This window comes from Spirochaetales bacterium (assembly GCA_016930085.1).
In the GTDB taxonomy this organism is placed as follows: Bacteria; Spirochaetota; Spirochaetia; order SZUA-6; family JAFGRV01; genus JAFGHO01.
Genome location: JAFGHO010000117.1, coordinates 38,276 through 53,862 on the forward strand (window position 1 = coordinate 38,276; position 15,587 = coordinate 53,862).

The following is a 15,587-nucleotide window of genomic DNA, read 5'->3' on the forward strand; positions in this document are numbered from 1 at the left end:
AAATACCCGTCCGATTCAATTTCTTCGCTACATGTGCAGGAATTCCATATAACGGATGAGGTCAGTCGGAACCGGTTCACCGGCCTTTTCATACTTTCTTATCCTGCTCTCGATCTTTAGCATCTGCCGCTTTATGATATTCTGGTATTTCATCTCGATACCCAGGAAAACCGGCCGCTGACTCAGTCTGTCTCTGTCATTCTTTTTGAACGGACAGAATTTATAAAAAATTTCCCGGGAGACGGGATTGTGTTTGGGTATACCGTCGAACTCGTAAATCACCCAGGACATATAATCCCGGGTGAATCTGTCCTTGTCCGATCGTGTCTTTTTCACGAACTCCTTGACGCGTAGTTTTGCTTCCGGTGTAAGATTGGGGTTCTTTTTGTAGAAATTGATGTAATCGTAATACGCGCCGGTGAGCCCGCCTTCGACGGGATTCATCCAGTTCGCACCCGCTATCAGCCGATGCAACTCCCACCGGAAATGCCCGATCACCGCGAGCAGACTCTTGTATTTGTCGCCATTGAACAGAACGGGAAGAAAAAGCCTCCCCATCGAATCACGCTTTGGTCCGTCGAGTTCCTGCCACATGAGCATTTTCGTTCCGTAAACAGGATACATAACGAAGTTCGGAATAACTTCCTTCTTTATAATATCGCTTCCGTATTTGTGATGTATCACGACCTCCCTGTAAAACATCGAAAAATCACGCTGCCGCAGGTTGTTGATGATTTGCACCCATTGTTCGGCTTCGAGAAAAAGCTTGCCGGGAGGGCCCAGAATCGCGTTCGAACAGAGAATGGGAAAGGCCGTCGCGACCGAACCGAAAACCATCCTGTATGCGGAAGAAATGACTTTCCGGATTTCGAATCGTATCTTGTCCTCCGGAGCGTCACGATATTCTTCCTCGAGTTTCTTTTTCGGTATTTTCTCCTGTTTTTTGAGAAGGTCCTTGAATGATTCACCCATTTCAGTGAGGGAAGGATTCGCGTGCTCCTTGTATATCTTTTCCAGAAAATAAGGAAGCGTCATGACCGGGATCGTCGCGTCGGTATGGAGATTCTTCATGAACGCCTGATCCACCACGTGAAGGTGGGTTTTGCTGACCAATGTTTCATCCAGTACGCCGAAATGAAGCATGATTCCGGGTATGAATTTCTTGAGATCCCCCGTAATCACCTTGAGAATGCATTTTTCATATAAACGCCAGTAGGCGGTCGCGATCCTTCGTTTCAGTGAATTGAGTTTCGGTACATTCTCGAATTTGTTCTCGAATTTCTTGAAGCTTCTGAGGTTGCCGACAAAATCCGCATTGAAGGAATCCCCCATTTCCGCGAACTGAAGGATTCTCGCCAAAAGATTGGTATACTTCGAGAACGCGCTTCCCGAGATTTCAGGCGACTCTGTCGCCTGGATACCCGCCCCGCGAACCGTTTCCTGCTTTTTTGCCTCGATCGTTCCGGCATCGATCCTGCTGAACGACTCCAGATTCGTATAGACGGGAAAGGCGGTTTTCAGATCCATGCCGAAAAGCTGGAGGATATCCTTGCGAAACTTGAGGCTGTACTTGCCCAGATAGTGATTAAATCGAAGCGCCTTCTGATTATGAAGCCCTTGCGCCTTGAGCGCCTGGGCCAGCCATCCATTGGCGGAAAAAAGCGTATGGATAAGTTTGTAGATCGTATTTGAAATCCGCTCATATTCTCCGACCGCCCGGAAAAGCGCGCCGCTTAAAAATTGATGGAGATACCGTAATACTTCCTTGTCTTTCTTCAAAATCGGAGCGAGCAGGCCGTCCGGAAAAGCCAGAAGCCGCTTGAAAAAAAGAAATTGCGGGTAATCGATGATCGTGTCGATCCGTATCTTCTCACTTTCATCCACCGTCCCGAGATCGGCTGAGGCGCTCAGGACATTCGGATCCCATTCCATGGAAGGCTGGAGGCCCTTGCTTGCGTAGCGTTTTTTCACATGGGAAGCATAGTCCGACAGGGAACTCCCCGCCCTCTCCGATACGGGATTCTCCTGCCGGCCCGGCGGGGAAAGATTGACGGAAAGCGCGATACCGTCCGCGACCTTGTTGAGACTGCTCCAGAGGGATTTGGAGCCGGTGAGAAGAAAATCGGTAAAGGTAATGCGGCTGACGATCGATCTGAGAACCTGGAGACTAAGGGCGGCTTTACCCTCGAGTTCGCCGAAAAAATCATTACCCCCGGAGGGAATGACGGAAATGACGCAGTCAGTCAACGCGCGTACCGATTTCCTGTACGGTGTATCGCCCGATCCCTCCGGTATGCCATATATCGATTCGCCTTTAAGAAGACCGACCCGCCTGCTTTTTCCGATAATCTCATCGGGTTTGAGTCCGTTCACCTCGACATTCGAACAGAGCAGTTCGGCCAGACCGGAATGGAGGAGATTGACCGCCTTCTGGCGTTCCCCCTGCAGAAGCAGTACCGTCCCCTGGGTGACATTTTTCTTTGTCACCGGATTCCTGATATCGACAACATCCATAATCTAATAATAATATATTTCAGAAAAAAAACAAGCAAGGGGAGGTAATACATGACGCTCTCACGTTAAAAAAACAGAAAAAGTCACGGATAATCCTCATGATGGTTCATTGTCCGCGGATATACTCAGACCTGCTGCCTCGCGGATATACCGATCAGGTATACACCGGCCACGATGAGGGCGATCCCGACCCACCGGACAACGGTAATCCTTTCCTTGAGGACTACCCATGCCAGGATCGAGGTCAAAATATAGCCGATACCGACAAGGGGCCGTAAAAAACTGAGATCGTATTTTTTCAACAGCAGCATCCAGACGAGAAAACTAAGCCCGTACGAGAACGCGCCGATATAGGTATACGGGGTTTTTAAAAGATTGATATAATAATCCGTAAAACCCGCGTTTTCTGCGGTCTGTGACTGAATAGCGGCGAGTTTGAGAAAAAGCTGTCCCACGGCGCCCAAAGCGATACTCGCAAACACGACAAGGTACTGCATAACCGGGATTGCTCCTTTCCTCTATAGAATTCGAAACGGCAGATAGATCAGACCGATAGAAAGCAGAAGCCACAGCAGGCCCGAAATAATAATACCGATGTCCTGCAATACGACCTCCGTAGGGTCTCCCTCATCCCGTTTCCAGATAATGAACACATACCGGAAAAGAACGAAGGTGACAAAGGGAATGGTAAATATCAGAAAATCACCATTGTGAAATTTCTCGGTAACCGAGGGAGAAATCGTATACATGGCATAGGAGATAATTGCAATCGCACAACTCGAGAAAATGAGGTGATTGAGCAGGGTCTCGTCGTAAAAATTGAGGACTTTCCGGTGAGATCCCTTTTCCCGATCGAGTTTTATATACTCGTTCCGCCGCTTGCCGAAACCGAGGAACAATGAAAGAAAAAAAGTGGTCATCATCATCCAGTTGGAGGGAACGACCTCGATGGCGAGCGAACCGGCGATGACCCGAAGGACAAATCCCGAAGCGATAAAGAGAACGTCGAGAATAATCACGTGCTTGCCCCAGAGCGTGTATATAATATTAAGCAGAAAATAAGTCGCGAGACAAATGATGTATCTGTAATTGAGAAACAGACTCAAAGCCCCCCCCGCGACAAAAAACGGGACGGCTATAAGAAGCGCTGTGGCCGGTGTTATCTTTCCGGACGGGATGGGCCTGTGTTTCTTGCGGGGATGCAATTTATCCGCGTCTTTATCGAAAACATCGTTCACGATATAGATGACACTCGATATGAGACTGAACGTAAAAAAAGCGAGAATGCTGTGAATAACATCGCCTGCACCGGTCAGTTTACCGGCAAAAAACAGCGGAATAAGGACAAAAAAATTCTTGATCCACTGCTTTATTCGAAGAAGCGAAAAAATATCCCTGATAAAACCAATCATATACCCCCCTTTATCACGGAAATACGGCATCTGTCAAGAACATAGACGCTTCGTGACGGGACCTGCTTCCCTCTCTTTCTGAAATTTATTATGTTATTAACGACAATGATTTCCTCCCGGTTTACCATGTATTCCGGCAAAAAGGAGATACCATGAAAACGACACTTTATCGCATGTTTCTGGAAAACATTCCCCTTGCCGTCCTCATCATCACCGGATTCGTCCTTTCACTAGCCGCGTGGTGGCTTATCGGTATCATGTATCTCGGCTACACGATATTCGCCCTGCTTTTCTTTACCGCCAATGTATGCACCTGTTGTGCCGGCTATTACCGCGGCGACTGTCCTTCCGGATTTCACAAGATCGCCCGGTTTTTCAAACCCCTTGCGGGCAAACAATTCAAACACCGGTTCAAAAGGTATACCCCTGTTCTATATCCCATCTGGTTCCTCCCGCCCGTCATCGCCCTGGTGCTTCTGGTCCTGAAATTCTCGTGGATAATCCTCACCCTTCTTCTTCTTTTTTCGTTTACCGGCTTTTTCATTATTCCGTTTGTTTCGAGTAAATTGTGCGGGGGGTGTTCGAATGCCGAATGCTGTCCCCAGGTGAACAGATGACACCCTTACCCGAACACCCGATTACCATCTGTTTTCCCGTTCGAGCAACCCGGCCAGGAATCGGGCGGTATGAGAGTCCTTTTTTTTCAACGCTACCTTTTCCGGCTGTCCCTGTGCCACAATCCTGCCGCCCCCTTCGCCGCCTTCGGGCCCGAGATCGATAATCCAGTCCGCTTCGGCAATAACATCGAGGTTGTGCTCGATGATGACGACCGTATTGCCGCAGTCGGTGAGCCGGTGCAGCACCCCGACCAGTTTCGATACATCGGCCATATGCAGACCGATCGTCGGCTCGTCAAGGATATACAGGGTATGTTTTTCATTACGGAGTTTTTCCTTATTTCGGGGATCGGGATGCTTTTCCTGAGGCCCCGCTTTCACGAGTTCCGAAACGAGCTTGATCCGCTGCGCTTCTCCGCCGCTTAAGGAAGGACTTCGCTGCCCGAGAGAAAGATACCCCAGACCGACCTCGGAAATAAGCGAAAGGGCGTGCCGGATCGATTGGTGCGCGGAAAAGAAAGCGGCCGCCTCCCCGGCATCCATGGCAAGAACATCCGCAATACTTTTATCCCTGTACCGCACTTCACGGGTCTCATGCGTAAACCTGGTTCCGTTACATGTTTCGCAGAGGACCTCGACGTCGGGGAGGAAACTCATCTCGATCTTCCGGACCCCCTGTCCCTTGCAGGATTCACACCTCCCCCCTTCGACATTGAACGAAAACCGTTCGGGCCCGTACCCCCTCACGCGGGAATCCGTCGTACCCGCGAAAAGACGCCGGATATCGGCCCAGAACCCGACATATGTCGCGGGACACGAGCGCGGCGTTCTTCCGATCGGGGTCTGATCCACTTCGAGGACACGGCCGATTTTCTCCCATCCCGATATACTCCCGCATCCCGAAAGGACCGCTCTACCGGCCGGGAAACCGGATGCTGTTTCCCCGCTCTTCCCCTTTCCCCGCGGTCGCCTCATCTGCAAGAGGGAACTCAAATTTCTGTAGAGGATATCGCGGACGAGGGTGCTTTTTCCACTCCCGCTGACACCGGTCACGCAGACCAGTCTTCCAAGTGGTATCGCGACGTCAAGGTTTTTGAGATTGTGAAGGTTCACATTGCCTATCCTCAACCATCCCCGGTCTTCCTCCGTCCCCACGCTTCGTTTTTTTCTTCCGGAATATCTTTTTTCCGGCGAACGAAGGTATTCTCCGGTCAGGGATTCCCTGCAGGAAAGCAATGCCTCGGGCGTTCCCTCGAAAACGAGTCTTCCCCCATTGATACCGCCGCCCGGGCCGAGGTCGATAATATGATCCGCATCACGTATCGTCTGATCGTCATGTTCGACGACCACGACCGTGTTCCCCTTCTCCCTGAGTCCCAGAAGGGTACGCATAAGATGCCGGTTGTCGCGCGCATGAAGGCCGATCGTGGGCTCGTCGAGGATATAACAGACCCCCCTGAGGTTCGATCCAAGCTGGGCCGCGAGTCGAATACGCTGTGCCTCGCCGCTGCTCAATGTCGGTGCCGGCCGGTCAAGGGAGAGATAAGGTAAACCGACCTCACGGAGAAAATCGAGCCTCACCGATATTTCCGCACAGATATCGCGGGTAATTTCGGCTTCCCGGCCCGAGAGGTCGAGACCTGAAAAGAATACGGCCGCGGCCTCGATAGAGAGCGCCGTTATCGACGTGATAGTCCGTCCTTTGAACTTCACGTGCAGGGCTTCCTCCCTGAGCCTGCCGCCCCGGCACACTGAACAGGGGACCGTTTCCGTTTCGTTTCCGTATTCATGCATATTTTTCGAACGTGAAGCCCGCCTCCCGCTTTTTTTATCCGACGTCGATATTTTTATCCCGGTTCCGTCGCATGCCGGACAGGCACCGTGACCGGAATTAAACGAAAAAAGCCGGGGATCGGGTTCACGGAAACTACGGTCACAGCGGGGACAGACCCGTCTTGTCGAAAAAACAGCCTCCGCCTGCTTCTCCGCACCCTTTCCGGGCTTTCCGGTTTGAGCGATATAGATGACCCCTTTTCCGATCCCGAGCGCCTTTTCAATAAGCCCCATAAGCTCCCGCGCCCTTTTCCTCGTGACCGTCACCTCGGCGACGGGAAGATCGATCGTATGCTCCCTGAACCGGTCCAGACGCGGCCAGGGAGAGGTGGAAACCAGCGTTCCGTCGACCCGGAGATATGGATATCCCTCAGAAGACGCCCACGCGGCAAGATCGGTATAGTATCCCTTGCGGGAGGCAACAAGCGGGGCATAGACGACAACCTCTTTTCCTTCGAAATCGTCCGTCACACGTTTTCTTACCCCGGAAATCGTTTGCGAGCCGACACGGACCCCGCAGTCCGGGCAATATTGCGTACCACCCCTGGCAAAAAGCAGGCGGAGAAAATGGTATACTTCCGTCATGGTAGCCACGGTGCTTTTCCCGCCCCCCCTGCTTGTCCGTTGTTCGATAGCGACCGCGGGCGGAATACCGGAGACAAGATCGACATCGGGGCGTTTCGCAGGCCGGACATACTGCCGTATATAGGCATTCAGCGATTCGCAATACCGCCTTTGGCCTTCCGAAAAAAGGATATCGAACGCGAGGGTGCTTTTACCGCTTCCGCTCACCCCCGTTATTACCGTCAGCCTGTCATGCGGAATTGAAACATCGATATTCCTGAGGTTGTTCTCCCGTGCGTGCCGGATATGTATCTTCTTTCCGTTCCCGCCGGCAGGTCCTGCCTTTTCCGTTTTCCCGCATAACGATGCGTCGCTGAAAGCGGGCTTGCCTCCGTCCCGGCCTGCGAACACCGTCCGGAGGGCTTTCCCCGTGTAGCTTCGCTTGCACCCGGCAACCGTATGAGGGTGTCCCGTACACACCACCTCGCCGCCGTCTTCTCCCCCCTCCGGTCCGAGATCGATAATCCAGTCGGCGGAACCGATTACCTGAAGATTGTGTTCGATCACCACCACCGAATTGCCCGCTTCACAAAGGAAACGGAGTGAAGCGAGAAGCTTCTCGATATCCTCGCCGTGGAGACCCGTGGTCGGTTCGTCGAGAAGAAAAAGAAGATGTTTCGCCGTTTTCTTCCTTCCGGCCGTCCGGGCAAGATACCCGGCGATTTTGAGCCGCTGGGCTTCACCCCCGCTCAATGTGGGGACACTCTGTCCGAGAGCAAGATAACCGAGTCCCACATCACGGAGTGGTTTGAGTGCGCGAAGCACGTCTTCGTTTTCACCGAAGACCTCATATGCTTCGTCCACCGTCAACTCGAGTACATCGGCGATCGACATGTTCATATCGCCGCGCGATGGCTCCTTGAGTTTTACTTCGAGGATTTCCCTGCGGTACCGGCGTCCGTCGCATTCGATACAACGAAGGTATACATCGCTTAAAAACTGCATCTCGATATGCTCGAAACCCGATCCCCTGCACGCCGGGCATTGACCCGCTTTCGAGTTGAAACTGAAGGCCCCCGGGCCGTAGCCCTCGCGGCGCGCGTGGTCGGTCGCGCTGAAGATCTTTCGGATGGCATCGAGGGCGCCGACATAACTCGCGGGATTCGACCGTGTCGTCTTTCCTATCGGGGATTGATCGACCATGACGACATCGTCGATCAGCCGGTGGCCCCTGATCTCGCGGTGCTCCCCCGGCCGGTCTGCGGGGTGCGCTTTGATCCTGCAGAGTGCATTATAGCAGACATCCTGTATCAGGGTCGATTTTCCCGATCCGCTGACACCGGTGACACACACGAAACGGTTCAAAGGTATGAGGACATCGATGTCTTTCAGGTTATGGGCGCAGGCCCCGATGATCTCGATACAGGGGCCTTCGGCCGGGCTGTCATTACCACCTGAGGAAATCGGACGTTGTCCTGATTTCCTCAGGTACGCGCCCGTTTTGGATACCGGTGATTGTAAAAGTCCCGCGACATCACCGCAATACACGATCCCGCCCCCCCGTTCTCCCGGTCCCGGCCCCATGTCGACCACAACATCGGCACACCTGATCACCTCCGGATCGTGTTCGACGACAATCAGTGTATTCCCCGCGTCGCGCAGCCGGTGGAGAACGGAAACAAGCCGGCCGATATCGCGCGAATGCAGCCCGATACTCGGCTCATCAAGGATAAAAAGGGTGTTGACAAGCGAGGTGCCGAGTGCGGTTGTGAGATTGATGCGCTGTACTTCCCCGCCGCTCAAGGTTCTGGACTGCCGGTCGAGTGAAAGATAGCCGAGGCCGACATCGACAAGATATCCGAGGCGGCAGAGTATTTCATCGAGAAGCATCCCGTACGCCTCCCCAGACGGACGATTTTCGGGATCGCCCGCTTCTTTCAAACCAAGAAAGAAGGCCCGGCATTTATCGATAGGAAGAAGCATCACCTCATGAATCGATTTTCCTTTTCCCGGCCCGCCGCCGAGCCGCCACAACAGCGACTCCATTTTGAGCCGCGTCCCCCCGCAGCCGGGGCATTTCCTGTACATCCGGTATTTGGAAAGCAGAACGCGTATGTGCATCTTGTAGCTTTTCGATTCGAGCCACCGGAAAAAGCGCCGCACACCGTACCATACACCATCGTCGAATTCCCCCTCGCCCTCGAACACCCACTGCCTTTGCCGCATGGTGAGATCGCGCCACGGGACAGAAAGGGGTATCTTTCGTTTCTTCGCAAAGTGTTCGAGTTCGGTCTGGCATACGCCGTAGGTTTTGGTCTGCCACGGTTTGACGGCGCCCCCTTTCAGGGTTTTCGACGGATCGGGCACCACCAGTGACTCGTCGATATCGATGATTCGCCCGAATCCGTGGCACGCCGTGCACGCCCCGATCGGTGAATTGAACGAAAACGCCCCCGGCACCGGGTCCTCAAAATGGATTTTGCAATCCGGGCAATGAAGATCAGCCGAATAGTTATGCGTCGAAAGCACCCGGCGCTCCGAATCGAACAGACGAATCGTAACAAGTCCCCTGCCGTTTCTGAGTGCCGCCGTGAGGTCGTCGACAATCCTCGACCGGACGCCGTCCGAGAGGACAAGGCGGTCCTGGATTACTTCGAGTACTTCGTCCTTTTTACCGAAGAATCGTTCGTACCCCTGGGTAAGGAGGGCGGCTTTCACTTCCTCTTCCGTGAAGTTATGCGGTATGGGAACGGGAAAGGTGACGGCAATCAGTCTTTTTTTTTCTTTTGACAGGAAAGACAGAATATCATCCGCTATGCTTTCGGGCGTATCGCGCCGCACCCGGCGCCCGCACCCCCCGCAGTAAAGCTGCGCCGCGCGGGCAAAGAGAAGCTTGATATAATCATTGAGTTCCGACATGGTACCGACCGTCGACCGTGATGTCCTCACGGGATTGACCTGGTCGATCGCGATCGCGGGCGGAATCCCCTCTATCCTGTCCACCCTGGGTTTGTCCATCCGGTCGAGAAATTGCCGTGTGTAGGGGGAAAAGGTCTCGACATAACGCCGCTGCCCCTCCGCGTAGAGGGTATCGAAGGCCAGGGATGATTTCCCCGAACCGCTTACACCCGTGATAACGATTAGCCTGTTGAGCGGCAACCGTAAATCGATTCCCTTGAGATTATTCTGGCGGGCGTTTTTAACGATTATCGATGTTTCCGGCATTGAAATCCCCACGGAACGGAAAATCCCGGCTATTCTTCATCCCCGAAGTGATTGCCGGAAAAACGGCATTCTTTGATGGAGAGCAGTTCCCTGTGATCGGCAAAACGGGAGGAGGTATTGCCGTTGAAATCACAGCCGTTGACGTCGACGATTTCACATTCAGGACCGATACCGAACATCGTTTGTCCGTTATTGCCTGAAAAATCACACGACTGAAAGAGAATTTTCCCGCTGCCCCCCGTGATACCGATGAGGGTATAGTCTCCGGTATCCCTGAAGTGCGAGTTTTCAAACCTTAAACCGGCTGAATCGGAGATATATATAAGGCCGTAGGTGCATTCTTTTATTGTCGAAAAATCGAACAGCATATTGTCAACATGATCCAGTTCGAGGCCGATGGTACCGCTTCCATATAACGTGCACCGGTCGATGGAGACGGTATCACAGACCGAAAACCTCAAGACCCCGCCGGCGCAATATCCCGGTTTGGTGTGGCCGAACGTGATGTTCTCCAGACCGATATTCGAGCATGTCTTCCACTCCATCACCCACCCGTATGCCGGATCGATGACCACGCTGACATTTCCTTCCCCGATCAGCGTGAGGTTCGAAATTGAACGGATCACCGGATAAAGTCCGTCGAAATTATCTTCCCACTTGATATGCCGGTTCTGAAACCGGTACCCCCCGCTGAGATTATACTCTCCCTCTTTTATTCTGATAACGACGTCCGGTCCGATCGCCTTCAACAGGGCTTCCGTGGTGGCAACGGTGACGAACCTGCCCTCTCCGGCTGCGGTATCCGGTTTCTCTCCCTCCCCGACCCCGAGAAAAACGGAAATAAACAGACCGCTGTCTTCGATGAGTGAATTGACATCGATATATACCTGTGAGGCCGTACCGAGCGTTTCCCCTGTTTCGACATCGATGAGTTTGATCGTGATCATAAACCTGTCGCCGACCGTCCCGAAACTGCCGACGATAATATAGCTTGCGGAAAGCATCCTTCCAAGCCTCAGCTGGCAGCCGGTATCGACGCAATCGGAAACGGACCATTCTATTTCCTTTAACAGGGCTTCCCGTTCCATCCTGTCGATGACCCGGTATTTTCCGGATTCGACAATATGGGAGGTGATATGATCGACGACGAGACGGGCTTCCTCTTTAGAGATGCCATGTGTCTCGAAATCCAAAACGGTGAGAACCGGTTTGGGATCCTGTGAATACACAGGTGCCGCGATAAATAATATGCAAAAAACGGGAAAAACAATAATCCGGGATACCGCTGGATTTTTCATATGCCGCAACAACTCGATGTAACCCTTTTTTCGTAAAAAAGTCAAGCCATCCGGCCGGGTCGCGGATCCCGTATGCGGGAGGGAAAGACAGACAGGAGTCTGTTTACCCGAATCGGTTCATATTGTATATTTATCCATGACTGCATTATGAGCCGAAAACCTGAAACCTTCAGCCGTTTATTGGCGTATAGTATAATGGGAAGGTCTTTGGTCAATGTAGTGAGATAATATGGATTGACAATTGTGAATGAAAAAAAAATTGCGGGGTCTACGGAGGCGGATACCCTTCAAGCGATCCATGAAACACTCAATGGAAACACGGCGGCATTCTCCTACATCGTCGAATCCTACACGCCCCTTGTTTATTCACTCTCTTATTCGATACTCGGAAAACATCATGAGGCCGAAGAAGCGGTACAGGAGATATTTCTCAAGATCTATACAGGACTGTCCCGGTTCAATATTTCACGGAGGTTTCTTCCCTGGATGTACACGATCGCCCTCAACTACCTTCGTTCCCGCTTGAGAAAAATAAAGAAAAGATTATCCGTCCTCTCGATTGACGAAATCGGGTATAATAACAGGCAGATATCCCCGGGTAAAGATCCCCTTGACAGGTTCGCGGAAAAAGAAGAGGAAATCCTTGCAAAAAAAGCGGTAACACAATTGCGGAAGAAATACAGGGAAGTTTTTATCCTCAGACAAATCGAAGGTCTCTCAGTGAGTGAGGTTTCCTCGATCCTGGCAATACCCGAAGGGACGGTAAAAACATATCTCCACAGGGCGAAAAAGGATCTTGTTGCCATCCTCATGAAGATGGATATTATGAAACCATAATGAGAAAACGGTGTATATTATAATATAAGGAGATTACTGATGAATTGCAGTGAGTGGCGTGCCGAGTTTCAGCGATGGACGGAAACGGTAATAACCGGCGAACAAAACGATATGGTTCTGCCGGAAAAAATCGCCGAGCATACCTCGGAATGCGCAGAGTGTTCCGCGCGGTTAAAAAGTTTTCTCGTCCTGATGAAGGGAACGCCGCTCAAGCGGCGGCCGGATCCGGGACTTTCGGGGCGGGTTTTTTCAGTTATCGAAGAAAGCGGACGAATCAAACGGCATAACCCGCTCAGGTGGCTCGCCGTTCCCCTCGCGGCATCGATCATCGCGGCCCTTGCCGTCTTTTTGACGTTTACCTTGAGGGGTACGGAAGGACAGATGGTCACCATCCACCTCTCACTCGAAGCGCCATACGCCAGAAGCGTTTCCGTTGTCGGGGACTGGAATGCCTGGGACCCGCGCGCGAATATCCTTCATGACCCCGAAGGCGACGGGACATGGGAGATAAAGCTGAAACTGTCCTCAAGCAGGGATTACCGCTATCAATTCCTGATTGACGGGACATACTGGATTCCCGACCCGGACGCGTCCCTTCATGTCGATGACGGCTTTGGCGGGATAAATTCGGTTCTTGAGATTTGATCCGCGTATATTGAAAGAATATACGCGGATTGTTATAGTAAGGGGGCATGCAAAATATGAAAACGTATCGTGTTATTTTGATTGTTTTCGTTATTATCGGCCTGCCGACTTTTCTTTTCGCCGGGGAACAGGATTTTCTGATTCTAATAGAGAAAGAACTCCTCAATAACGGATGGACGCCTTCTGAAGCCGAAGCGTTCACCCTGAATGCCCGGCAGTATGGGTGGGAAGAAGCGGACAGGGATTTCTGCGAGATGATCGCGCACTCGCTGGTATTGTGCAGGGAAAACGGCGGAAAACTCACTGCACATGAAGAAGCGGCTTTAGCCTTTCATCTGGCCGTTACGGCAAAAGAGATGAAACAATACGGTTTCAGGGAGCAGCAGATTATTCGTATATCTTTCAACACGAGCAGGGATGTCGTCTCGGAGGTTCGGAATGCAGGAGAACATATGGATGAGGAAGTACTTGAAGCGGTTATTCGCGAACAAATAAGAAAACAACTGTGCAAGGAAGGTGTCGACGGAAAAATGAAGGGCCTGATGAAAAAATTGCGGGAAGGTGAAGATAAAAAACAGATGCACCGGCATAGGGGAACAGATACCGGAAGGCCTGATTTCATACAGTAAATGCAGACTTGGTAACCGGTCAATAGTATGACGGCTTGAAGAGGATTATCGTGACAGGTATCATGACAAGACGTCTTGATGAGTGAATAGTAACAACGCAGGAACAGGGAATATGCAGAGCCGGGGAAAAAACCGAATGCCTCATAAAAAAGGGAGACAAATTTTCTCCGTACCTTTCTTTATAGTGTTGTCGTATGCCGTGTCTTTCCTATCCCTCTCATCTTTTTGTTACGCGGAAACCCTCTCTTCCCTGCTTGAAAATGGTCCCTACACGGAAGAACAGTCGGCCGTGATCCTGGAAATATTCGGGAAGGCCGGTGAAGAAGGAATCCCCGAAGCCCTTATTCTTCCGCGGTTCGAAGAGGGAATCGCAAAAAAAGTCCCGTTCGAACGGCTTAAAGGTGTTCTCGAGCAGGAGATCCTCTATCTCAAAACATCAAAAAAAATCCTATTGGAAGCGATCGATGGCATCAAGCCGGAGGAACACCCTGAGTTATGGTCCCGTGCGGCGATTCTCCTGGCAACGGGAATTTCAGAAAACGAAATACGAATCCTCGCAAAAGCCTCCGTTTCACGCCTGCATGCGTTCAGAAACGCGACGACACTCTATGTTTCACTGCTCAAGTGGGAGCTTGAAAAAGAAACCTCCCTCAAACTCGTCGCCGCACTGCTCGGTTCCTCCATACCCGAACAAGAGTTTGACAGCATTCTCAATATACTTATCATAGGAAGAAGACGCTATATTCAACCCGAGGAACTTGCGGACAGAATCATAAAGGAACTGTCCGCCGGTACGACAATAGAGACGATAAAAGAAAAGGTACTATTTTGATAAAAAAGAGGTATTACATGAAATTCGCGCGATTATCACTGCCGTTGATTGTGTTAATCATGATGTTCACCCAATTCCCCGGATTCTGTTATCCCCCTTCTTCGATAGTGGGACTGTCGATCGAGAGTATTCTTTTCCCGGAAGACGATGAGCGTACCGGTATAAACAATTGTGTAAAGGCGGGCGCTCTTCTGAGTTTACGGGAAAAAATAGGTGAATCTGGATATATATCGCTGCTTTCAGAGGCGGAAGGTGGTGTGTTCCTGATCGAATCCCGGCCGGTTATAGATGAAGAAAATATTAATCTTGAAGCGGGCTTTGATTTTACCGGAAGCCGTTTGATCCTCGATACCTTTTTTGCTTCATCATTTACGGGAAGAGACGATGTGCTGCCGTATTACAAACCGATGTGGGAAACACGCTATTATTTCTCGACCGAAAACAAAAAACCCAATCCGTTTCTATCATATAAAGGCTTCTATTTCACCGAACCATCCGGAACGGACGACAGACAGTTTCACGGGGGGACCATCGGGTTTGAATGGAGGCCTTCACTTTATTGGGGCTTCGGTATTAGCGGCGGTGGAGGCTGGGAAGAATGGTTCGAATATCCGCTTGTCGACGAAACGGGAATCGCAACGGGAGCCCTCCGAAACGACTATATCGTGAACGCGTCCCTGACGGCAGAAGGATTTATCGGATTTTATGTCGACTGGAGTGCGGTCCTCCACAGCGAGATGAGATGGTCGACAGCCAATCTGTACGACGATGTCCATGGCGCCCTTATAGAAAAAAGCGAGGAAAAGTTTACAATAGGAATAGACGGAAGCGTGGGTTTCAGCCCCACGCGTCATTTCAACATTGAAATAATGCCCGAAGTGGATCAGGAAATCTATTTTTATCGCCCTGCACAGGACGAAGATAACGAATACACGGGCGAACGGATTATGAATACCTATTGCCGCGGTATCGTACACCTTGACTGGACCCCCAACAACGAATTCTATTTTGTCTGTGAAATGAAAGCGGAAAGTGTATTTTCGACCCACTATGAATATAATGACTGGAATATCGGCGTCGAAGCGGGTATTGAATACAGCTTCCCGCTTTCCGGCGGGAATACCGATTGATTATTCCACTCCGCACAGTAAGCGTGATGTGTTCGCGTTGAAAACGCGACG

General features: G+C 51.3%; 11 protein-coding genes. 6 read left to right on the forward strand and 5 right to left on the reverse strand.

Going from position 1 to position 15,587, the window contains the following annotated elements; translation table 11 throughout:
* Window positions 1–27: 27 nt before the first annotated feature.
* From JW881_19800 to JW881_19810, 3 genes are all read right to left on the reverse strand, one after another.
* Window positions 28–2,487, reverse strand: a complete 2,460-nt coding sequence (locus tag JW881_19800; protein ID MBN1699769.1) for a cyclic nucleotide-binding domain-containing protein — start codon at window positions 2,485–2,487, stop codon at window positions 28–30.
* Window positions 2,488–2,639: 152 nt separating this feature from the next.
* Window positions 2,640–3,011, reverse strand: a complete 372-nt coding sequence (locus tag JW881_19805) for an EamA family transporter (GenBank protein MBN1699770.1) — start codon at window positions 3,009–3,011, stop codon at window positions 2,640–2,642.
* Between the two features lie 21 nt (window positions 3,012–3,032).
* The gene (locus JW881_19810; GenBank protein ID MBN1699771.1) at window positions 3,033–3,926 is read right to left on the reverse strand and encodes a decaprenyl-phosphate phosphoribosyltransferase; all 894 of its coding nucleotides are present in this window, start codon (window positions 3,924–3,926) and stop codon (window positions 3,033–3,035) included.
* A 152-nt stretch (window positions 3,927–4,078) separates the two neighbouring features.
* Between JW881_19810 and JW881_19815 the strand changes: the two genes are divergently transcribed.
* Entirely contained in the window at window positions 4,079–4,543 is a 465-nt protein-coding gene (locus tag JW881_19815) for a hypothetical protein (protein ID MBN1699772.1), read from the forward strand.
* 21 nt (window positions 4,544–4,564) lie between these two features.
* On the opposite strand, the gene uvrA is transcribed toward JW881_19815, so the two are convergent.
* Together uvrA and JW881_19825 are read right to left on the reverse strand one after the other, a co-directional pair.
* On the reverse strand, window positions 4,565–10,165 hold the full coding sequence (gene uvrA, locus JW881_19820; protein MBN1699773.1) for an excinuclease ABC subunit UvrA: 5,601 nt from the start codon (window positions 10,163–10,165) through the stop codon (window positions 4,565–4,567).
* Window positions 10,166–10,194: 29 nt separating this feature from the next.
* The gene (locus JW881_19825; GenBank protein ID MBN1699774.1) at window positions 10,195–11,463 is read right to left on the reverse strand and encodes a right-handed parallel beta-helix repeat-containing protein; all 1,269 of its coding nucleotides are present in this window, start codon (window positions 11,461–11,463) and stop codon (window positions 10,195–10,197) included.
* 243 nt (window positions 11,464–11,706) lie between these two features.
* Between JW881_19825 and JW881_19830 the strand changes: the two genes are divergently transcribed.
* From JW881_19830 to JW881_19850, 5 genes are all read left to right on the forward strand, one after another.
* Entirely contained in the window at window positions 11,707–12,300 is a 594-nt protein-coding gene (locus JW881_19830) for an RNA polymerase sigma factor (GenBank protein ID MBN1699775.1), read from the forward strand.
* Between the two features lie 39 nt (window positions 12,301–12,339).
* Complete coding sequence (locus tag JW881_19835) at window positions 12,340–12,945, forward strand: isoamylase early set domain-containing protein (GenBank protein ID MBN1699776.1); 606 nt, start codon at window positions 12,340–12,342, stop codon at window positions 12,943–12,945.
* Between the two features lie 56 nt (window positions 12,946–13,001).
* Window positions 13,002–13,574: a hypothetical protein gene (locus JW881_19840; protein ID MBN1699777.1), complete on the forward strand. Its 573-nt coding sequence runs from the start codon at window positions 13,002–13,004 to the stop codon at window positions 13,572–13,574.
* Window positions 13,575–13,710: 136 nt separating this feature from the next.
* A complete protein-coding gene (locus tag JW881_19845; GenBank protein MBN1699778.1) occupies window positions 13,711–14,406 on the forward strand; it encodes a hypothetical protein in 696 nt (231 codons plus the stop codon).
* Between the two features lie 17 nt (window positions 14,407–14,423).
* Window positions 14,424–15,536 (forward strand): hypothetical protein, encoded by a 1,113-nt coding sequence (locus JW881_19850; GenBank protein ID MBN1699779.1) that lies wholly within the window; start codon window positions 14,424–14,426, stop codon window positions 15,534–15,536.
* The last annotated feature ends 51 nt before the right edge of the window (window positions 15,537–15,587 follow it).